General features: G+C 62.9%; 20 protein-coding genes. 10 read left to right on the top strand and 10 right to left on the bottom strand.

The window, feature by feature from the left end:
- Positions 1-59 precede the first annotated feature (59 nt).
- A complete protein-coding gene (hrpB, locus tag L1P05_RS03435; protein ID WP_226081916.1) occupies positions 60-2,543 on the bottom strand; it encodes an ATP-dependent helicase HrpB in 2,484 nt (827 codons plus the stop codon).
- Between the two features lie 70 nt (positions 2,544-2,613).
- On the opposite strand from hrpB, the gene thpR reads away from it, so the two are divergent.
- From thpR to L1P05_RS03385, 10 genes are all read left to right on the top strand, one after another.
- A complete protein-coding gene (gene thpR, locus L1P05_RS03430; protein ID WP_012847564.1) occupies positions 2,614-3,144 on the top strand; it encodes an RNA 2',3'-cyclic phosphodiesterase in 531 nt (176 codons plus the stop codon).
- 17 nt (positions 3,145-3,161) lie between these two features.
- Positions 3,162-3,866 (top strand): DNA/RNA nuclease SfsA, encoded by a 705-nt coding sequence (sfsA, locus tag L1P05_RS03425; protein ID WP_012847563.1) that lies wholly within the window; start codon positions 3,162-3,164, stop codon positions 3,864-3,866.
- Positions 3,867-4,061: 195 nt separating this feature from the next.
- Positions 4,062-4,517 (top strand): RNA polymerase-binding protein DksA, encoded by a 456-nt coding sequence (gene dksA / locus L1P05_RS03420; protein ID WP_012847562.1) that lies wholly within the window; start codon positions 4,062-4,064, stop codon positions 4,515-4,517.
- A 127-nt stretch (positions 4,518-4,644) separates the two neighbouring features.
- Complete coding sequence (gluQRS, locus tag L1P05_RS03415; protein ID WP_012847561.1) at positions 4,645-5,571, top strand: tRNA glutamyl-Q(34) synthetase GluQRS; 927 nt, start codon at positions 4,645-4,647, stop codon at positions 5,569-5,571.
- 118 nt (positions 5,572-5,689) lie between these two features.
- Positions 5,690-7,093, top strand: coding sequence for a polynucleotide adenylyltransferase PcnB (gene pcnB / locus L1P05_RS03410; protein WP_071818498.1), 1,404 nt, complete (start codon positions 5,690-5,692; stop codon positions 7,091-7,093).
- Positions 7,090-7,593: a 2-amino-4-hydroxy-6-hydroxymethyldihydropteridine diphosphokinase gene (gene folK, locus L1P05_RS03405; RefSeq protein WP_012847559.1), complete on the top strand. Its 504-nt coding sequence runs from the start codon at positions 7,090-7,092 to the stop codon at positions 7,591-7,593. Before pcnB ends, folK begins: the two co-directional genes overlap by 4 nt.
- A 192-nt stretch (positions 7,594-7,785) precedes the next feature.
- Complete coding sequence (gene panB, locus L1P05_RS03400) at positions 7,786-8,580, top strand: 3-methyl-2-oxobutanoate hydroxymethyltransferase (protein ID WP_012847558.1); 795 nt, start codon at positions 7,786-7,788, stop codon at positions 8,578-8,580.
- 59 nt (positions 8,581-8,639) lie between these two features.
- Positions 8,640-9,500 (top strand): pantoate--beta-alanine ligase, encoded by an 861-nt coding sequence (gene panC, locus L1P05_RS03395; RefSeq protein ID WP_012847557.1) that lies wholly within the window; start codon positions 8,640-8,642, stop codon positions 9,498-9,500.
- Positions 9,501-9,633: 133 nt separating this feature from the next.
- Positions 9,634-10,014, top strand: a complete 381-nt coding sequence (gene panD / locus L1P05_RS03390; RefSeq protein WP_015460975.1) for an aspartate 1-decarboxylase — start codon at positions 9,634-9,636, stop codon at positions 10,012-10,014.
- A gap of 156 nt (positions 10,015-10,170) precedes the next feature.
- A complete protein-coding gene (locus L1P05_RS03385) occupies positions 10,171-11,679 on the top strand; it encodes a glycosyltransferase family 39 protein (RefSeq protein ID WP_012847555.1) in 1,509 nt (502 codons plus the stop codon).
- Here the strand turns inward: L1P05_RS03385 and L1P05_RS03380 are convergent.
- The 9 genes from L1P05_RS03380 to L1P05_RS03340 form a co-directional block, all read right to left on the bottom strand.
- Complete coding sequence (locus L1P05_RS03380; RefSeq protein WP_012847554.1) at positions 11,650-12,966, bottom strand: polysaccharide deacetylase family protein; 1,317 nt, start codon at positions 12,964-12,966, stop codon at positions 11,650-11,652. The two genes, L1P05_RS03385 and L1P05_RS03380, sit on opposite strands and share 30 nt — an antisense overlap.
- Positions 12,967-13,487: 521 nt before the next feature.
- Entirely contained in the window at positions 13,488-14,381 is an 894-nt protein-coding gene (locus L1P05_RS03375; protein ID WP_012847552.1) for a PTS system mannose/fructose/sorbose family transporter subunit IID, read from the bottom strand.
- On the bottom strand, positions 14,371-15,159 hold the full coding sequence (gene agaW, locus L1P05_RS03370) for a PTS N-acetylgalactosamine transporter subunit IIC (RefSeq protein WP_012847551.1): 789 nt from the start codon (positions 15,157-15,159) through the stop codon (positions 14,371-14,373). The genes L1P05_RS03375 and agaW overlap by 11 nt, the downstream gene beginning before the upstream one ends.
- 16 nt (positions 15,160-15,175) lie before the next feature.
- The gene (gene agaV / locus L1P05_RS03365) at positions 15,176-15,658 is read right to left on the bottom strand and encodes a PTS N-acetylgalactosamine transporter subunit IIB (RefSeq protein ID WP_012847550.1); all 483 of its coding nucleotides are present in this window, start codon (positions 15,656-15,658) and stop codon (positions 15,176-15,178) included.
- Positions 15,659-15,661: 3 nt separating this feature from the next.
- The gene (locus L1P05_RS03360) at positions 15,662-16,840 is read right to left on the bottom strand and encodes an SIS domain-containing protein (RefSeq protein WP_012847549.1); all 1,179 of its coding nucleotides are present in this window, start codon (positions 16,838-16,840) and stop codon (positions 15,662-15,664) included.
- A gap of 122 nt (positions 16,841-16,962) precedes the next feature.
- Positions 16,963-17,736 carry a transcriptional repressor AgaR gene (agaR, locus tag L1P05_RS03355; protein ID WP_012847548.1) on the bottom strand — a complete coding sequence of 258 codons (774 nt, stop codon included), beginning with the start codon at positions 17,734-17,736 and terminating at the stop codon, positions 16,963-16,965.
- A gap of 399 nt (positions 17,737-18,135) precedes the next feature.
- Positions 18,136-18,576 (bottom strand): PTS sugar transporter subunit IIA, encoded by a 441-nt coding sequence (locus L1P05_RS03350; protein WP_012847546.1) that lies wholly within the window; start codon positions 18,574-18,576, stop codon positions 18,136-18,138.
- A 199-nt stretch (positions 18,577-18,775) separates the two neighbouring features.
- Positions 18,776-19,546 carry an ABC transporter permease gene (locus tag L1P05_RS03345; RefSeq protein ID WP_015683236.1) on the bottom strand — a complete coding sequence of 257 codons (771 nt, stop codon included), beginning with the start codon at positions 19,544-19,546 and terminating at the stop codon, positions 18,776-18,778.
- Positions 19,543-20,469, bottom strand: coding sequence for an ABC transporter ATP-binding protein (locus L1P05_RS03340; protein ID WP_012847544.1), 927 nt, complete (start codon positions 20,467-20,469; stop codon positions 19,543-19,545). The genes L1P05_RS03345 and L1P05_RS03340 overlap by 4 nt, the downstream gene beginning before the upstream one ends.
- Between the last annotated feature and the right edge of the window lie 188 nt (positions 20,470-20,657).

Genomic DNA, 20,657 nt, shown 5'->3' with positions numbered 1-20,657 from the left:
CCTAAGCCGCCTAATATGCGCCTGTGTCCCCCGCTAACAACAGGGGAACGCTCTGAAAATTAATGTCGCTTGGTGCGCCGGGTCGGCTGCGCGTTGGCCGGATCGTCCGGCCAGACGTGCTTGGGATAGCGCCCCTTCATCTCTTTCTGTACTTCACGATAGGCGCCCTGCCAGAATCCCGCCAGATCGCGGGTGATCTGCAGCGGCCGCTGCGCCGGAGACAACAGCTCCAGCACCAGCGCAACGCGCCCCTGTGCGATACGCGGGCTCTCCCGCTCACCGAACATCTCCTGCAGACGCACCGCCAGCGCCGGCGGTTTATCGCTAAAGTACCGAATCGCCAGACGCGATCCGGTCGGCACAGTGTAATGAGTCGGCAGCTCACTATCCAGCCGCTGACGCGTGTTCCAGTCGAGCAGTCGCAGCAGCGCCCCCGCCAGATCGATCTGACGCAGCCCCCGCAGATCGCGGACGCCGTGCAGCGCGGGCAGCAGCCACTGCGCCAGCGACGCCAGCAGACTCTCATCATCCACCGCTGGCCAGGCATATTCGGGCAGCCAGCGCTGGGCACAGATCAAACGCAGACGCAGCTGCGTCGCCGCCTCGTCCCACCCCAGCGCGGCCACCCCCTGCGTACGCACCCACTCCAACAGCGCCTGCGCCAGCGTCGCCTCATCGGGACGGGCCAGCGGCTGCGCACGCAGCACCAAACGCCCCAGCTGGACGCGACGCCAGGCGCGCAGAGTTCCTTTGGCCTCATCCCACTCAACGCCGGTGCCTTCGCTGACCAGGTGCGGCAGCTGAGCCGCCAGCGACGCCAGATCGCAGGGCAGCGCCAGCAGAATCCGCGGCTCGCCGCCGGAGGCTCCCTGCAGCAGCGAGGCGGCGATCAGCCCCGGCATCCGCCCCAGCGCATCGTCCGCCTCCAGCGCCGCGCCCAGTCCGTTGGCCAGGAGATAGCGCCCATCCTGCCCGCGCGCGGCGGCGATCCGGTCGGGATAGGCATGCGCCAGCCACAGCGGCGCCTGCGCCAGATCGGCCTCCGCCGTCCGCCCCCCCATACGCTTAACCAGCTGCGCCGCACGCTGACGCCAGTGCGACTGCGGATGGTAGAGCGCCTGGCGCATATCGGCGCTCCCCTGACGCGGCGGCTCCTCGACAATCGCCGCTAGCAGGGCGGCACAGGCCAACGCCGCATCGCCGGCGTCACGGGCGGCGCACAGCATCGCCGCCAGGCGCGGATCGCTGCCCGTGCGAGCCATCTCTCGCCCCAGCGGACTCAGCGTCCCCTGCGGATCCAGCGCATCCAGCTGTTGCAGCAGGCGCTGGGCCGCCCCCAGCGCCGCGGACGGCGGCACATCCAGCCACGTCAGCTGCTGGGCATCCCGGCAGCCCCAACTGAGCAACTCCAGCCATAGCGCGCTCAGATCGCTGCGCAGGATCTCGGCCTGGGCATAGTCGCTGGCCCGCTCGGCCTGCTCAGCCGATACCAGATGCCAGCAGATCCCCTCGCTCAGACGTCCGGCGCGCCCAGCGCGCTGGGTCATCGACGCCTGACTCGCCCGCTGGGTCACCAGCCGCGTCAGCCCGCTGCGCACGTCAAACTGGCTGACGCGCTCCAGCGCGCTATCGACCACCAGACGAATGCCATCGATGGTGAGGCTGGTTTCCGCAATATTGGTCGCCAGCACCACTTTGCGCCGCCCCGTCGGCGCCGGCGCAATGGCCAGCTGCTGCTCGGCCAGCGACAGCGCCCCGTATAAGGGACAGATGTCGGTATCCGCGGCGACGCTCTCCTGCAGCAGCGCCGCGCAGCGGCGGATTTCGCCCACTCCGGGTAAAAACAGCAGCAGCGAGCCGCTCTCCCGGTTCATCAGGCTCAGCACCGCGGCGGCGGCGGCCTGCTCAATGCGTTCATGGGGGGAGATGGGATGATAGTGACGCACCACCGGATAGCTGCGCCCCGCGGAGACAATGGTCGGCGCATCGGGCAACAGCGTCTTCAGACGGGCATCATCGAGGGTCGCCGACATAATCAGCAGCCGCAGATCGTCCCGCAGCCCGGCCTGCACATCCAGCAGCAGCGCCAGCGCCAGATCCGCCTGCAGGCTGCGCTCATGGAACTCATCGAGGATCACCAATGCCACCCCTTCCAGCATCGGATCGCGCTGCAGCATGCGGGTCAAAACCCCCTCCGTCACGACCTCCAGACGGGTATGTTTACCGACCCGATGCTCTCCGCGCATCCGGTAGCCAACCGTCGCGCCCAGCGGCTCGCCCAGCTGCTGCGCCAGCCGGTGCGCCACCGTCCGCGCGGCCAAACGCCGCGGCTCCAGCATCACGATACGCCCATTCAGGCAGGAAGACTGCAGCAGCTGCAGCGGCAGCCAGGTGGATTTTCCCGCCCCGGTCGGGGCGTTAAGCAGCACCCGGGAGGCAGACTGCAGGGCGGCAAGCAGATCGGGCAGCACCGCGGCAACGGGTAATAAGGACACTGTGGACTCCACTCTCTTTCGCGACGGGGTAAACGGCGCCGACGCCATTCGCCCCAGCGTATTAACAATTTCTGCCGCGCATTGTAGCATCGGGCGATGCGCTTAACGGGAAACCACCATGCAGCAACGCCTTTTTTTTGCCATTCCGCTACCGCCGCCACTGCAGCAAACGCTGATCCAGTGGCGAGCCGAGCACTTTTCTTCCCAGGCAGGACGACCGATCGCCGCCGCCAACCTGCATCTGACGCTGGCTTTTCTTGGCGACGTCGGCAGCGCACAGCAGCAGCGTCTGCAGACGCTGGCCGGGCGTATCCGTCAGGCGCCCTTTAGCCTGACGCTGGATGACGCCGGTCAGTGGCCGCGCCCCGGCGTGGTCTGGCTGGGTATGCGCCGGGCGCCGCGCGGACTGATCCAGCTGGCGGAGCTGCTCCGCTCGCAGGCGGCGCGCAGCGGCTGCTACCAGAGCCCGCTCCCCTTTCATCCGCATATCACGCTGCTGCGTCACGCCTATCAGGCGGTCGCGATCCCCGCGGCGACCTTTCGCTGGTCGTTTGACGTAACGCACTTTTCCCTGTTCAGCTCGCAGCAGTCCCAGGGACGCACCCGCTATCAACCGCTGGCCAGCTGGCCCCTGCGGCGCGATGACTAACCCACAGGAGCCCCACCATGCAGTTCACCCCTCCCCTGCAGAGCGCCATCCTGATCAAGCGCTATAAACGTTTTCTGGCCGACGTACGCCGTCCCGACGGCCAAATCATCACCCTGCACTGCGCCAATACCGGCGCGATGACCGGCTGCGCCACGCCGGGCGATACGGTGTGGTACTCCACCTCGGACAACCCTAAGCGCAAGTATCCGTCAAGCTGGGAGCTCACCCATACCCAGGCTGGAGACTGGATCTGCGTGAATACCCTGCGCGCCAACGCGCTGGTGCACGAGGCGATTGCACAGCGGCAGATCGGCGAAGTATCCGGTTACACTAAAATACGCAGCGAAGTGCGCTATGGGGCAGAAAATAGCCGCATCGACTTGTTATTACAGGCAGAAGATCGCCCCGACTGCTATATTGAGGTGAAGTCAGTCACGCTGCTGCAGGCGGCGTGCGGATACTTCCCCGATGCGGTCACCGAGCGGGGGCAAAAGCATCTGCGTGAACTGCAGCATCAGGTGCAAAGCGGTGTGCGGGCGGTGCTGTTTTTCGCCGTGCTGCACAGCGGGATTACGCATGTGCGGGCGGCCCGCCACATCGATCCCCGCTATGCGCAACTATTGGCCCAGGCGAGCGATCTCGGGGTAGAAATTCTCTGCTACGGCGCGCAGATAAGCCCCGCCGGCATCCGGCTCACGCAGCCGCTGCCGGTAACGGTTTAGGCGCGCCACGCGGCGGTAAATCGTCGGCATTACGCGGTGGGAAAGGATGAAACGCGGCTAAATACGCCGCCCTTCACACCCTTGTCAAGCCGTAGACAGGAATAATTGCCAACCTCTACCGCATCTGTTATTTATAGCGGCCTGATTTTTTCCCCCGTTTGGGGATCGCTAATGCGTGTTATTAGGAGAAGCAGCATGCAAGAAGGGCAAAACCGTAAACCGTCGTCCTTGAGCATTCTCGCCATTGCTGGGGTGGAGCCATATCAAGAAAAGCCGGGCGAGGAGTACATGAACGACGCCCAGCTGGCGCACTTTAAGCGAATTCTTGAGGCATGGCGTAACCAGCTCAGGGATGAAGTGGATCGTACCGTATCCCATATGCAGGAAGAGGCTGCCAACTTCCCGGATCCCGCCGACCGCGCGACCCAGGAAGAAGAGTTCAGCCTGGAGCTGCGTAACCGCGATCGCGAGCGCAAGCTGATCAAAAAAATCGAGAAAACGCTGCAGAAAATCGAAGATGATGACTTCGGTTTCTGCGAATCCTGCGGCGTTGAGATCGGCATCCGCCGTCTGGAAGCCCGTCCGACCGCCGATCTGTGCATCGATTGTAAAACCCTGGCCGAAATCCGCGAAAAGCAGATGGCAGGCTAAAGCCCTAACGGGGGGGCCCGCATCTCCGGGCCCCGTTTCCTTTGTACGCTGCCGGCCAGCGGACACCGGCGGGCGGCGTGCGCACCCACGATCCGGAGCGTTTCCGGCGTAAACGTCGCAGTTAACCATGTCATATTCCCTGCCCACTCCCCCGGAGTACGTCGGCCGCTTTGCGCCCTCCCCCTCCGGCGATCTGCACTTTGGTTCCCTGATTGCCGCCCTCGGCAGCTATCTGCGCGCGCGCGCCTGCGGTGGCCGCTGGTTGGTACGGATTGAAGATATCGATCCGCCGCGCGAAGTCCCCGGCGCCGCCGACCGTATCCTGCGCGCCCTGGATCACTATGGCCTACGCTGGGATGGCCCGGTGCTATACCAGTCGCAGCGCCACGAGGCCTATCGCGCCATCCTGGATCAGCTGCACCGCCAGGGGCTGGCCTACTACTGCACCTGTACCCGCCAACGCATTCACGCGCTGGGGGGATTGTATGACGGACACTGCCGCGATCTGGGGCGAGGCGCGCCCGGTGCGGCGCTGCGCCTGCGCCAGACGCAGCCGGTATACGGCTTTCACGATCGCCTGCGCGGCTGGCTCGACGCCGATGCAGCGCTGGCGCGCGAGGATTTTATCATCCACCGCAGAGATGGCCTGTTTGCCTATAATTTAGCGGTGGTGGCGGACGATCACTTCCAGGGCGTCAATGAAATCGTCCGCGGCGCCGATCTGATCGCGCCGACGGTGCGTCAGATAGCGCTGTATCACCAGCTGGGGTGGCAAGCGCCGGCCTATCTGCACCTGCCGCTGGCGCTCAACGATGACGGCAACAAGCTCTCCAAGCAGAATCATGCTCAGCCGATACCGCTGGGCGATCCGCGCCCGCTGCTGCTGCAGGCGCTGACGTTTCTAGGGCAGACGCCCGACGCGGCGCTGCGCGATCTGAGCACAGAGGCACTGTTAACCCAGGCAGTCGCCCAGTGGCGACTGGAAAAAGTGCCGCTTCAGGTCACTCAGCCGACAACGATTCCGTCTGCACCATTCTCAAATTCCCCTGCGTGAGCTATGATTAGCCGCTTATTTTTCTGCACACCATGCCCCATCGGCCTCAGCGCGCCCACGTTGGCGCGATCGCCTGAGCGATGACGGAGCTATTTACTAGACACTATCGAGGTGTACCATTTTTACCCGAGTCGCCAACTTTTGCCGTAGAGTGCTAAATCGCGAGACGGACAGCGTACCGGAGCAGGAGTCCGCCCATCTGAGCGTGATCCCGCGTGATCAGCATACAATCTCGCGCCAGCAAATCAGCGAAAATGCGCTGAAGGTTCTGTACCGTCTGAATAAATCAGGCTATGAAGCCTATCTGGTCGGCGGCGGCGTCCGCGATCTGCTGCTGGGCAAACGCCCGAAAGATTTCGACGTGACCACCAACGCCACGCCGGAACAAGTGCGTAAGCTGTTCCGCAACTGCCGCCTGGTCGGACGCCGTTTTCGTCTGGCGCACGTCATGTTCGGGCCGGAGATCATTGAGGTCGCCACCTTCCGCGGCCATCACGAACATGCCGATGAAAGCAAAAACATTGCCCAGCAGGGCAAAAATGGCATGCTGCTGCGCGATAACGTCTACGGCAATATTGAAGAAGACGCCCAGCGGCGTGACTTTACCATTAACAGCCTCTACTACAGCGTGGCCGACTTCAGCGTCCGTGACTATACCGGTGGCCTGAACGATCTGCGCGCCGGGCAAATCCGGCTGATCGGCGATCCCGAGACGCGCTACCGAGAGGATCCGGTGCGCATGCTGCGAGCGGTACGCTTCGCCGCCAAGCTGCAGATGTCCATCAGCCCGGAAACGGCGGCGCCCATCGCCCATCTGGCATCGCTGCTGCGCGATATCCCCGCCGCGCGCCTGTTTGAAGAGGCGCTGAAGCTGCTGCAGGCGGGCTATGGCTATGAAACCTATCTGAAGCTGCGCGAATACCAGCTGTTCCAGCCGCTGTTCCCGGTGATCTGCCGCCACTTTACCCCTAACGGCGATAGCCCGATGGAGAAGATCCTGGCCCAGGTGCTGAAGAACACCGATCACCGTATTCAGAACGATATGCGGGTCAACCCGGCGTTTCTGTTTGCCGCGATGCTGTGGTATCCGCTGATCGAGCTGGCGCAAAAGCTCACTCAAGAGGGGGGGCTGACCTATCACGATGCGTTCGCCCTGGCGATGAACGATATCCTGGATGAGCAGTGCCGCTCTCTGGCGATCCCCAAGCGCATCACCGCCCTGATCCGCGATATCTGGACGCTGCAGCTGCGCCTGTCGCGCCGTCAGGGTAAGCGCGCCCATAAGCTGCTGGAGCAGCCCAAGTTCCGCGCCGCTTACGATCTGCTGGCGCTGCGCGCCGAGGCCGAACACAGCGCCGAGCTGCAGCGCCTGGCGGACTGGTGGGGCTCCTTCCAGGCCGCCAGCGTCTCCCAGCAAAAGGCCATGGTTAATACCCTGGACGACGATAGCGACGGTAACGCCGCCCGCCGTCGCCGCAGACCGCGCCGGAGAACGCCGCGCCGCGAAGGCAACGGTGCATGACCCCGGTCTACCTCGCGCTGGGCAGCAACTTAGCCGAACCGCACCGTCAGGTGCGGCAGGCCATTCATGCGCTGGCGGCGCTGCCGCAGTGCCGTCTCCTGGCCGCCTCGTCCCTGTACCGCACCCGTCCCCTCGGGCCGCAGGATCAGCCTGACTACGTCAACGCCGCCGTCGCGCTGGAGACCGCGCTATCGCCCGAGGCCCTGCTGGACTGCACCCAGCGCATTGAGCGTCTACAGGGGCGGGAACGCAAGGCCGAGCGCTGGGGACCGCGTACGCTGGATGTGGATATCATGCTGTTTGGTGAGCAGGTTATCCACAGCGAGCGTCTGACGGTGCCCCACTACGACATGAAAAACCGCAGCTTTATGCTGGTGCCGCTGGCGGAGATCGCCCCCGATCTGCGCTTTCCCGACGGCGAGGCGCTGCGCGATGTCATCGCCCGCCTGCACGATGCGGATACCCTGATCGTCCTACCCGCGCAGGACACGCCGGCCTGAACCGCGCGGTCCGCACCGCGGGCCGCCTTTCTCACCGCCTCTCCCACTGCGCGCGCCGCGCGTAACGCATTTGCTTGATCTTCCTCCACCGCAAACGATTTTCTTGCAGTAGAATACGCCACAGTGGTGCCCGCAGTGCACCGCCCAACCTTACCAGTCCGGCCCGCGGCCGGTCGACAATGGGAGACAGTGATGACGCCAACCACGCTATCACACCTGCGCAAACGTAAGCAGGAGAAGCACAAGTTCGCCACGATCACCGCATATGATGCCAGCTTCGCCCGGCTGTTTGCCGAGCAGGGTATCGACGTTATGCTGGTCGGAGACTCGCTGGGGATGACCCTGCAGGGCCACGAGACCACGCTGCCGGTGACCGTAGCGGATATCGCCTACCATACCCGCGCGGTGCGCGCCGGCGCGCCGGCCTGCCTGCTGATGGCCGATATGCCGTTTATGTCCTATGCCACGCCGGAGCTGGCCTGTACCCATGCCGCGGAGCTGATGCGCGCCGGGGCGAACCTGGTCAAAATGGAGGGCGGCGCCTGGCTGTGCGACAGCGTGCGTACGCTGACCGAGCGCGCGGTGCCGGTGTGTGGACATCTGGGGCTGATGCCGCAGTCCGTCAATATCCTCGGCGGCTATCGGGTGCAGGGGCGCGATCAGGATGCGGCGGATCAGCTGCTCTCCGATGCCCTGGCGCTAGAAGGCGCCGGTGCCCAGATGCTGGTGCTGGAGTGTGTGCCTGCCCAGGTCGCCAAGACGATCACCGAGGCGCTGCGTATTCCGGTAATCGGCATCGGCGCCGGCAGAGATACCGACGGCCAGATCCTGGTCATGCACGATGCGCTGGGGATCAGCAGCGGACGCATGCCGAGCTTTGTAAAAAATTTCCTCGCGGTCGAGGGCGATATCCGCGCGGCGGTGCGCCGCTATATCAATGACGTCGAACAGGGGCTGTTCCCCGCCGACGAACATACCTTTAACTGACCCGAATTCTGGACGGCGGCCCGGGCGGGCCGCCCGACTTTTCTGCTGGAGAACGAGCTGTGCTGATTATTGAGACTGTCCCTCTGCTGCGCCGCGAAGTACGCCGCTGGCGCCAGGAAGGGAAACGTATTGCGCTGGTGCCGACCATGGGCAACCTGCATGAGGGGCATATGACCCTGGTCAACGAGGCCCGCGCCCGGGCCGACGTGGTGATCGTATCGGTGTTCGTCAACCCGATGCAGTTCGATCGTCCGGACGATCTGGCGCGCTACCCGCGCACCCTGCAGGAGGACTGTGAAAAGCTGAACCGTCACGGGGTCGACCTGGTCTTTGCCCCGGCCGCCGAGGAGATCTATCCCCAGGGCGTATCGCAGCAGACCTACGTCGACGTTCCCGCGCTCTCGACCATTCTTGAAGGGGCCAGCCGTCCGGGTCACTTCCGCGGGGTCGCCACCATCGTCAGCAAGCTGTTTAACCTGGTACAGCCGGATCTGGCCTGCTTTGGTGAAAAGGATTATCAGCAGCTGCAGCTGATCCGCAAGCTGGTCGCGGACATGGGCTATGGCATCGAGATCGTTGGCGTCCCCATCGTCCGCGGCGAGGATGGGCTGGCGCTCAGCTCGCGCAATGGCTATCTCGATAGCGATGAGCGCCGTCTGGCGCCGCGCCTGTACAACATCATGATGCAGCTGGCCAGTCAGCTGGAGAACGGCGAGCGCGATCTGGAGGCCCTGCTGGAGCAGACCGCCAGTCGTCTGCGTCAGGCCGGCTTCCGTCCCGATGAGCTGTTTATCCGCGACGCCGACACGCTGGGCGACGTCAACGTCGATACCCGTACGGCGATCGTGCTGATCGCGGCCTGGCTTGGGCAGGCACGGCTCATCGACAACGTGCGCGTTGCCTTTAACGCCGACGCCTAGCGTCCGGCGGCTAGACAGCGACGACGAAATGCGCAACCATAATGTCAACCGCCGCAGACCCGTGGTGGTTGACGTTATGCTATTTTACCGGGCCGCACGTCGGCTCCATTACGATGATTACAGGTATTACACTATGGTACGTACAATGCTGCAGGGTAAGCTGCACCGCGTGAAAGTCACCCAGTCCGACCTGAATTACGAAGGCTCCTGCGCAATCGATCAGGATTTCCTGGATGCGGCCGGTATCCTGCAATATGAGGCTATCGATATTTATAACGTCGACAACGGCCAGCGCTTCTCCACCTACGCTATCGCCGCCGAACCCGGCTCCAAGATTATCTCGGTCAACGGCGCCGCCGCCCGCTGCGCCTGCGTCGGCGACACGCTGATCATCTGCAGCTATGTTCAGATGCCCGATGAGCAGGCCCGCACGCACCACCCCAAGGTGGCCTACTTCGAAGGCGCTAATCAGATGAAGCGCCTAGCCAAATCCGTTCCGGTACAGGTCGCCTGATCCCCCTCCGCTGCGGCATGAGTCCGCAGCGGTTCGTTTTTCGCTTTTCCCGCCCCCCTCACCCATAATTAACAGACTGCTTCCCCCGCGAATGCACCGTCCCGCGACGCCACGGCGCCGCAAAGAGCAACATCGGATATTCAGGGATCGCCCGTCATGACAACCTCTCGCTGGCCGCATACCGCCCCTCCGCTACCGCTGATCCTGTGGCTATTCCTCTATGCCGCGCTCTGGACCTGCGCCGCGCGATGGTTGAATCCCGCGCTCCCCTATGATGCCGTCGAAGCGGTGAATTGGGCACAAAGCGGCGAGTGGGGATCGCCGAAAAACCCGTGGCTCGTCGGGGTGATGATGAAGCCGCTGCTCTCTTTCTCCACGCTAGCGCCGGACGGCTACTGGTACGCCACCCACTTTATCGCCGTCACCTTCGGCATGCTGGGCGTCTGGATGCTGGCGCGCCGCCTCAGCGGGCGGGACGATCTGGCCTGGCTGGCCCTCATGGCGCTCAATCTCTCCGGCATCATTAACTTCGACATACTGCCCTATAACGATAACTACCTCTTAGTCGCCCTGTGGCCGTGGCTGTTTTTCATCCTTGCCCGGGCGCTTGATAGCGATCCGCCCCGCTGGGCGTGGCCGCTCTTTGCTCTGGTTGCTGGCTTGGCGACCATGGCAAAATACTCTACGCTGGCGTCGCTGGGCGCGCTGTTCTGGCTAACCCTGCTCTGCGCCGAGCACCGGCGGCTCTACCGTCAGCCCACGTTCTGGCTGGCCATTGCGCTCTATCTGCTGCTGGTTATTCCCAACGTCCTGTGGCTGGTGACCCATGAATACTCCGCGTTCCACTGGGTACGCGTGCAGATACGGCCAGAACTCAATCTGCGCGCCACCGTCGCGCTGCTGTCGGTCTTTTACCCCTGTCTCCTGCTAGCCCTTCTGGTCTACCTGTGCGGCGGGCGGCTGCGCTGGCCCTCATCGGGCCCTCTTCGTAGCCTGCTCCTGCTCTTTCTACTCCCGCTGGCACTGATCTACCTGTGGCTCAGTCTGTATCGCGGCGAGCCGGTCACCGAGTGGCTACAGCCTTTCGTGATCCTGGCTATCCCTCTGCTCTGCGCGACCATCCACGAGCTGCCGACGACGCCTCTGCGCCGGCTGACCCGCGGTTTACTGGCGCTGGCGCCGCTGGTTCTCCTGGGATACGTTCTGGTCTATCACCTCAATCTACGGGACTGCCGCGAGCGGTGGAGCGGCGTCAAGACGTTCAGCGCCCAGGCCCAGCAGTTCTGGCATCAGCACAGCGCGGCGCCGCTGCGCCTGGTGGGCGGAGGCTATCTGCACCAGTGGCTGATCCTCTACGGCACCGATCGCCCTCGGACGATTCAGCCTTGGGCGGTGGACACGCCTCGGCCGCCCAACGTCTATACCCCCGGGCTGACCCTGGCGGAGATCCGGCGCAGCGGCGTGCTGCTCGTAGGCGAGATCGGCATGCGCTGCACCCGGGAGGCCTTTATGCCCGTATGGCAATACTGGCCGACGCTGCAGCCGCAGATCTATCATCAGACGGTGTTTATCGCCCAGCCCGGCGCGGCGGCGCAGCCCGTATGTCTGGCCATCATCGCCCCCGATGCCGCGGACTCAATCCAGCGGGATCAGCGCCTGCATTAGCGGCGGCAGGCGAATCGGCACCGGCGTATCGACCGGCGGCACATCCTGTGGCTGATTGGCGATCAGGCGCGCCATGGTCTGAACAGAGTCGGTGCGCAGGACATACAGCCGCTTCAGGGTGTAGGGATTATCGCCGCGCCGCACCTTGCCGCGCACCGTGGTCACCGCCATGTGATAACCAGCCCGGTGAGCGGCCTCGATCGCCTGACGGTTAAAGCCGCCAAAGGGGTAGGAAAGATAGCGCACCCGCGGAGTAAACTGCGTCAACGCTCGGCGCGAACGCTCGAAATCAAACAGGATATTATGCTGGCTACGGCGAAACAGGATCGGCCGTTTATCCGCGGAGAGACGGTGCAGAAAATGGGTATGGGACTGAATATCGAATACCGACTGAATCGTGCGCAGCTCCGCCAGACTCATAAACTGCAGGCCGTTGGGATTCCAGGGCTGCGGGTGGCGCTTAATCCGCGACGAGATAATAAATGCGGTCGCCCGCTGGCCGTTTTTCTTCAGGATCGGATAGGCATAGCGGTAGACCGACTTCAGCCCGTCGTCGAAGGTCAGCGCGACCGCACGCGCCGGCAAATTTTCATTGCCGCGCAGATACCCCTCCAGCTGGTACAGCGAAATGGTCAGGTAGCCCGCCTGGCGCAGATAGGCCATCTGCGCATCAAACGCCTGGACCGAGGTGGTGGTTGAAGTGTGGCGAAAACGGTGATTTTCCTCGTTTTTCAATATGTGGTGATAGGTAAGGATCGGAATGCCGTTGTCCAGTTCAACCCGATCGGCGCGCACATAGGCCAGCCGTCCGCCCAGGTTGATCACCAGCCAGCGCCAGCCCGCCGCGTCTGTCTCTCTGGCCAAGATAGGATAGCGTAGATTCTCCGCCAGACTCGCGACCGGCGCCGCCGTTCTCTCCGGGCGGTCATATACCATGACCGGGTGCAGGGTCAGCAAATAGTCCGGGCTCTTTTTATGCAGCAGGGCGACGTCACGGGCCGCCGGCAGCGGCGGCGTTGCCGCAGCCAGGCTATCGCTGGCGATAAATCCGCTGGCGTTGCCGAAGCGAAAGATGAAATAACCGTTGTCAGCGGGCTGTACATTGAGCAGCAGCCCTCGGTTCAGGCGCCCTACCGGAATGATCCGATCGCCAACCGGAGAGTAAATCTCACTGTCACGTAGCGTCACCATATAGCGCGCCGCGTCAGCGTCTGCCGCGGACTGTCCCCGAGCGACAGAGAGCGTGGTCAGCAGCAGCAGACCCGTCAATAATAAGTGCTTATACATGAAAAAATCAGCGCGGGGCATCCGTTGCCCGGTGGGTGATATCTTCAGCATAGCACGCGCAACGACGGGCGGCCAAAGCGACAACGCCTTTTCAAATCAAGATGCTGCGAGCCCCCCTGCGCGAGCACAGCGGAGAACATCAGGGGCCACGACCTCACGCACGGCCGGTTTCCCCCGCGCATCGATTGCCGCGGATCGTTAGCGTCTGGGTTGTCGGCGGCATAACGCCGCGACGCCGCGACCGATGGCGAAACCCCGCGCCAGCACAATCTCCCACGCCAGCACAATCTCCCGCGCCAGCACCCGCTCTGCCGCCCGCCGCATATCCGCATAGGGACTCCGGCCAGAGGCGAATCGCCGCAGCGCGGCATCTGCACCAACGTCGGTGCACGCCCCTCCGGACGCATGCCGTCGGGAGCATCGACCGCCGCCCCCTGCGCCAGGGCGCCGACCCCCGACGCAACGCCCTGTCGCAGGCCGCGGGCGACACCGCCGCGGCCGCTCCCTGGCATACGCGCCTCTTACAGAAAGCCCACCAGTTTGCCCACGATACCCACGGCCACCGTCACACCGATCAGCTTGATCGGCGAATAGCCGCGCTTCATCAGCCAGTACACCAGCAGGGTGAAGCACAGGGGCAGCAGGTTGGGCATCAGCTTGTCCAAGACATCCTTCTGCAGCGCCACCGTCGCCTTACCGGCGTGCATCACTAGCGGCGTCGAGAGGTGAACATAAGAGGCCACCAGCGCGCCAATCACCGTCATGCCCACGATCGAGGCGGCGTGAGAGATGTTTTTGGTATGGGTCTTCAATAGCGCCAGCGCGCTGGTTCCCGCGCTGTAGCCATAGTGTGCCAGCCCAAAGCGCAGGGCGAAGTGCACCGCGTTGAACAGCAGCAGGAACACCACCGGCCCAAACAGACTCCCCTCCAGCGCCAGCGAGGCGCCGATGCCGGCGCAGATAGGCAGCAGCGTCAGCCAGAACAGCGCGTCGCCGATGCCGCCCAGGGGCCCCATCAGCGCCACCTTCACCGCGCGGATGGTCGAGACACGCTCTTTGCCGCGCTCCATCGCCAGCACCAGTCCGGACAAAAAGGTGACGTCAAAGGGGTGCACATTGATAAACTCCATGTGCATTTTCATTGAGTTGGCAAGATCCTGCGGATTGCGGTGGATCTTGCGCAGGCTAGGGATCAGGGTATACAGCCAGCCGCCCGCCTGCATACGTTCATAGTTAAAGGAGGCCTGCAGCAGCAGGGAGCGCAGCGCCATAATGTTGATATCGCGGCGGCTCAGCGCCTGCCCCGGCGTTTTATCCACATACTCGTCGCTCTCGACCTGGCTGGTGGCCAGCGCCTGCGCCATCCGCTTTTCTGCCTTGGCTACCAGTGCGTCATCGCTATCGTTAAATGCCATCTTCTTCCATCTCCTTGTTCTGGCGCACGGCAGGACGCTGCGCCGGTGCGGCTTCATTGCGGGTACGGTTAAAGAAATCGATCAGGGCGATAGCCAGCGCGCCTAGCGCTACCGCGATAATCGGCATATTCAGGAATGTCACGGAGATAAAGCCCAGAATAAAATAGGCCACATAGGTCTTCTTCATCATAATCTTCATCAGCAGAGAGAAGCCGATGGCCGGCATCATTCCCCCCGCCACGGCCAGCCCGTCCAGCAGCCAGGTCGGCGCCTTTTCCACCATGGCGCTGGCGGCATCGGCCCCGAAATAGACCGGCAAAAAGGCGACGATAAAGTAGAAGCAGAACAGGATCAGCAGCCCGGCGTAGTTCACCCACTCCACCCCACGCCAGTTCAGCCGCTTCACCATCTCATCGCAGCGGTGCATCATCGGCGAATAGGCGGTAAACAGCAGGGTAATGCAGCCCTGCACCGCGATGGAGAAGGGTACCGCGACCCCGATGGCAACCTTGGGATCGGCGTGGGTCAAAATGGCGAACGCGGTGCCGATGACGCCGCCGATCACCACGTTGGGGGGCTGAGCACCGGCCAGAGGCACCATTCCCATCCACACCAGCTCCAGCGTCCCGCCGACCAGCAGGCCGGTCTGTATATCGCCCAGGATCAGCCCGACCAGTGGCCCGATCACCACCGGACGGTGCAGGTGGGTCAGTCCGTCGAACAGGTCGATACCGGCGATACCGGCCAACAGCCCTATCAACAATGCATCGGTTAACATGGTTTACCTCCTGCGTTCAGTCCAACAGCGGGTGAATCGACTCCCCCGCCTCATCCGGCACCCGGCGGATCTCGCAGGGAATGCCAAGCTGCGCCAGCGCGTGGAACGCCGCGATATCCTCGCCGTCCACCGACACCGTCTTGTGGATCTGGCGCTTTCCCTGCGCAAAGTGCATATTGCCGACGTTGACGAAGTGAATGGGCACCCCGCCGCGCACCAGCGTCAGCACATCCTGCGGCGTTTTGCAGACGATGAAGATCTTCTGGCGATCCGCGGCCCGGTGGATCACCTCGATGGTTTTCTGCAGGGTGAAATAGCGGGTCTGCACGCCCTCTGCCACCACCATATCCATCAGGTTCTGTTGGACGGGGTCAGCGGCGGCGTCGTCGTTGGCGACCAGCACCAGATTGGCGCCCAGCGTATTGGTCCAGGTCACCCCGACCTGTCCATGCACCAGCCGGTTATCGATACGGGTCATCAGGATGTTCGGGTTTGACATATATCACACCTCCATCGTGGCTATGGTTGAATGCGCTACGGGATACTCATAAATGACGACGCCCTGCACCACCCGATTAACCTCTCCGCTCGGGCAGGGGTTATCCGGCGTGATCCCCAGCGCCAGAGCGGTCTCTAGCGCCAGCGTCTGCAGGTAAAGCAGGAACGGAAACATCAGCCACAGATCGTCCAGATCGCACGTCAGCGCCAGCGCGCCCGTGCCATCGCCGCTCAGCGCAACGCAGCGCAGGGCCAGCGCGTCACGCTGCAGCTCCTTGAGCAGATCCTGGTCATAGCAGCGGCAGTAAGGCTCTGCGCTCAGCATCGCGACCACCAGCGTCTGGGGCCCGACCATAAACTTGGGCCCGTGACGCAGCCCCATGGTGGAGTCATGGCGGGTCGCGATGCGTCCGGCCGTCAGCTCCAGCATCTTCAGCGCCGCCTCCTCCGCCACGCCGTTAAAGCTGCGGCTACCCAGCACCACCAGCCGCTGAAAACCACCGTTGGCCAACGTCTTGATCGTCGGCAGCCACTGCGGCAGCGCGCGCTGACACAGCGCCGCCGTCCGCTGCAGCGGCGCCGCGCTTTGGGCCAGCGTGAGCGGACCGAGCAACAGCGCGCCGGCCAGCATCATGCAGCTGAAGCTGGAGGTCATCGCAAAGCTCCGATCGCAGGATCCCGGCGGCATGATCAGCGAGCATGCGTTAGCGCGCCCTTCGGCATAGCGCGCCAGGGCGCCGTCCGGATTACAGGTCAGCAACAGATGATGGCAGCGCGGCAGTAAACGATCGGCCAGCGCCAGCGCCGCAACGCTCTCCGGGCTATTGCCGGAGCGACCAAAGGAGACCAGCAGCGTGGGACGCCCGGGGTCCAGATACTGCCGCGGCGATGGCACAATGTCGGTCGTGGCGTAGGCCACGACGTCGCGGCCGCACTGCTCTCGCAGCCAAGGGGCCAACGCCCGCCCGACAAAGGCAGAGGAACCGGCTCCGCACAGTACGATTTGCAGCGCAGGCTGCGCCAGCACGGCCTGAAGAAAGGGATGCCAACGCGACTGAGCCTCGCTCAGTTCGCGGTGTAACGCCTGCCACAGCGCCGGCTGCTGCGCGATTTCACGGGCCGTATGCCAGGCGCCGTGCGCCTGCAGCCACGCGGGGGAATAGCCGAGTACCTCATCACTCATGCGTTTACTCCTCAGATTGAGTCAGGGCGCAGCGGCGGGCTTCGCCAGGGTAAAGTCTCCCCGGCACAGCCGGCGTCCGGCTACGCTGCATAACGAAAACAGAGACGGTGGGGCTGGCGTCGTCACCCGTCGGCGATGATCACCTCCACCCCTAAATCGCACAGCGCGCGGTGATAGCCCTCCGGGATCCGACTGTCGGTGATCACTCGGTGGATCTGTGCGGCGCCGCGAATGGTGCAAAAGCTTTTCCGGCCAAACTTACTGGCATCCACGACGGCGATGATCTCGCTGGCCACGTCGCACATGACCCGGTTAAGCTGAGCCTCTCCCGCATGGGGCGTGGTAATACCGCAGCGCAGATCAAAGCCGTCGACCCCCAGAAACAGCCGGTCGAAATGGTACTGGCGCAGCTGCTGCTCCGCGGCCTGCCCATACAGGGAGTAGGAGTTTGGCCGTACGCTGCCGCCCAGCACCAGCACGTCAATCTGCTCATACCCCGTCAGCTCACAGGCGATATTCAGGGCGTTGGTCACCACCACCAGATGGCGGTGTGCCTTAAGAAAGGGGGCGATTTGGGCCGTGGTGGAGCCGGAGTCGAGGATCAGCGTATCGCCGTCCTGCACCAGCTCCGCCGCCCGTGCGGCAATACGCGACTTTACGTCGCGGTTCAGACGCCCTTTATCCTGCAGCGGCCGATCGAAGACAAACTGCTGATTCAGCATGGCGCCGCCGTAGGAGCGCAGCGCACACCCCCGCTGCTCCAGGTAGCGCAGATCGTTACGGATAGTCACGCTGGAGACGCCAAAGTGGTGACGCAGCTGCTCCACCCGTACGCTGCCCTCAAGGCATAGCCTGTCGATGATCTGTTCACGGCGCCTTACGGTGTCGATGCCCATACTGCCTCCCAGTGCGGTCAAGGTCGGAGATAAACCTTCTCGTACCGCGACCATCGAATTACAGCAAAGGAATCACCGATCCGGTGTGATCGCAGTTACACCTTATTTTTCCAACAGATAGCGACAGAAATACTTTCGGTTAATTGCCAACCGAAAGCCTTGGCCGATGGCCGCGCCGCGGCGTTGAGCGGTGAGTTATCCCGCATGACGCCTTTGTTAAGCGAACGATTGCGCAGAAACCGAAAGGAAAGCGGGGAGAAATGAGGGAATGAAAGTTGTGTTGTTTGACCGATCAATGTCACATTTTTGCATATTAAGGTGAGTTGTCTATCGCAACGCAAGCAAAGGCAATCTCTGCGGTAACGACGCAGAGATTGCCGACGGCCGACCGCGCGGCGCCTACGCGTCGGAGGACGGGGGCGTAAACAGCGCGGCCTGACGACGCTGCTCATGCCACAGGCTGGTGGCGTGACGCTGGGTCTGCGCCAGCAGGGCCTCGCGAAACACGGCGGCGTCGCTCTGCGTACGCTGCGGCCACAGCGCCGCGAGCGCCGACAGGCTCACCCCGACCACCACCTCACAGTGCGGATGTTTATGACACATTAGCGCCGCGGCGCGAAACGGCGGGGCGCCGAGAATATCCGTCACGATCACCACGCCATCGCCGCTGTCCACCTGATGCAGCGCATCGCACATCATACGGCTGAGCATGTTGGCGCTCACGCCGTCGCTGTACTCCACGCCCACGCACTGGGGCGGACGGGCCCCCTGCAGATGGGTTAAGGCCTTCAGCATTCCGCTGCTAAAGCCGCTGTGTCCGGCGAATACGATCCCCAGCATGCAGTCTATCCTCTCATCACCGCCCACCGGCGCACCGGTCGAGCATAAGCACCCTTGATGATGATGGTGTAACAGGAAACGGCAGCGCAGGCAGCAATCGGTGATAACGGCGGTTCAGGAGTGTGAGGTTAGACAGAAATGATGAATTTTACGGCACCGTCTCCAGGATATACGGTAGGTGCCGTATGATACCGCGCGATCAGCTGCGCAGGCCGCGCCCCCGCTCAATCAGGTACCAGGCCATAAGATACAGCACCGCAATGAATCCCAACAGAACGGCAAACGTCTGCGCCAGCGGCACATCGTGAATGCCCAGAAAGCCGTAGCGGAACCCGCTGATCATATACACGATGGGGTTAAGCTTGGAGACCACCTGCCAGAACGGCGGCAGCAGACTCAGGGCGTAAAAGACCCCGCCGAGATAGGTCAGCGGCGTCAGCACGAAGGTCGGCACCAGGCTGATATCGTCAAAGGTGCGCGCATACACTGCGTTGATCAGCCCGCCAAGGGCGAACAGCACCGCCGTGCACAGCAGGGTCATCACCACCGCCAGCCAGCTGTTTACCACCAGCGGCACGAAGAACAGCGAGACCAGCGTAACCAGAAAGCCGACGCAGACCCCGCGCGCCACGCCACCGCCCACGTAACCGGCGATGATCACATGGGTCGGCACCGGCGCCACCAGCAGTTCCTCAATGCTGCGCTGAAACTTGGCGCTGAAGAACGATGCGGCCACGTTGGCATAGGCGTTGGTGATCACCGACATCATGATAAGCCCGGGCACGATGAACTGCATGTAGCTGAATCCGTGCATCTCACCGATGCGCGAACCGATCAGGTTTCCAAAAATAATGAAATACAGCGTCATGGTGATCACCGGCGGCACCAGCGTCTGCACCCAGATGCGGCCGAAACGGTGAACCTCCTTGCTCCAGATGCTGCACAGCGCCACCCAGTACAAACGCCTCATGACTGCTTCTCCTGTTCACCGTTGAGCAACGACACAAACAGCTCCTCCAGCCGATTGGCCTTATTGCGCATGCTGAGCACCTGGACTCCCTGGGCGCTCAGCTGGCTGAATACCCCATTAAGTCCCTGCTCGCGCAGGACTTCCACCTCCAGCGTCGTGGTATCACACAGCCGGTGCTGATATCCCTCCAGATGGGGCAGCGGACTTTTGGCCGCCAGGTCGAGGATGAAGGTCTCCGACTTCAGCTGCGCCAGCAGCGCCTTCATCGAGGTGTTCTCTATCAGCAGGCCGTGCTGGATGATGCCGATGTTACGGCACAGCATCTCCGCCTCTTCCAGGTAGTGGGTGGTCAAAATAATCGTGGTTCCCTGGGCGTTGAGCTCTTTTAGAAATCCCCACATCGCCCGGCGCAGCTCAATATCGACCCCGGCCGTCGGCTCATCCAGGATCAAAAGCTTTGGCTGATGCATCAGGGCGCGGGCGATCATCAGGCGGCGCTTCATCCCCCCCGACAGCATCCGCGCGCGTTCATTGCGCTTTTGCCACAGATCCAGCTGACTCAGGTAGCGCTCGGCGCGCTGCATCGCCTCGCGGCGCGTCACGCCGTAGTAACCGGCCTGATTCACCACGATCTGTAATACGGTCTCAAACGGGTTAAAGTTAAACTCCTGCGGCACCAGCCCCAGCTGGCGTTTAGCATTGACCAGATCGCGGTCAATATCATAGCCAAATACGCTGACCTGCCCGCCGCTCTTATTCACCAGCGAGCTGATAATGCCAATGGTGGTGGATTTTCCTGCCCCGTTTGGCCCCAGCAGCGCATAAAAATCACCGGCCTCTACGGTTAAATCGATGCCGCGCAGCGCCTGCACGCCGCCGGCATAGGTTTTGGTAAGCTGAGATAGCTCAAGAGCATTCGTCATGGCGATGGGTTAACCTTACATCAAGCGTTTTGCCTTGGACGCAGCGCGGTGCACGCAGATACCCCTAGGGCGCGGCAAAACGGCTCCCCCCACGGGTTCTCTCTGCATGATTATATGTTACATGGCGTGTTGTCTGAAATCACCTGCTGCCACTGGCGGGTCGACTTTGCTATGATGCAACGATTCAT

The organism is Edwardsiella piscicida (assembly GCF_021733145.1).
Lineage (GTDB): Bacteria > Pseudomonadota > Gammaproteobacteria > Enterobacterales > Enterobacteriaceae > Edwardsiella > Edwardsiella piscicida.
Note: the sequence above shows the minus strand (reverse complement) of the source record. Positions and strands in the feature narration are given on the sequence as shown.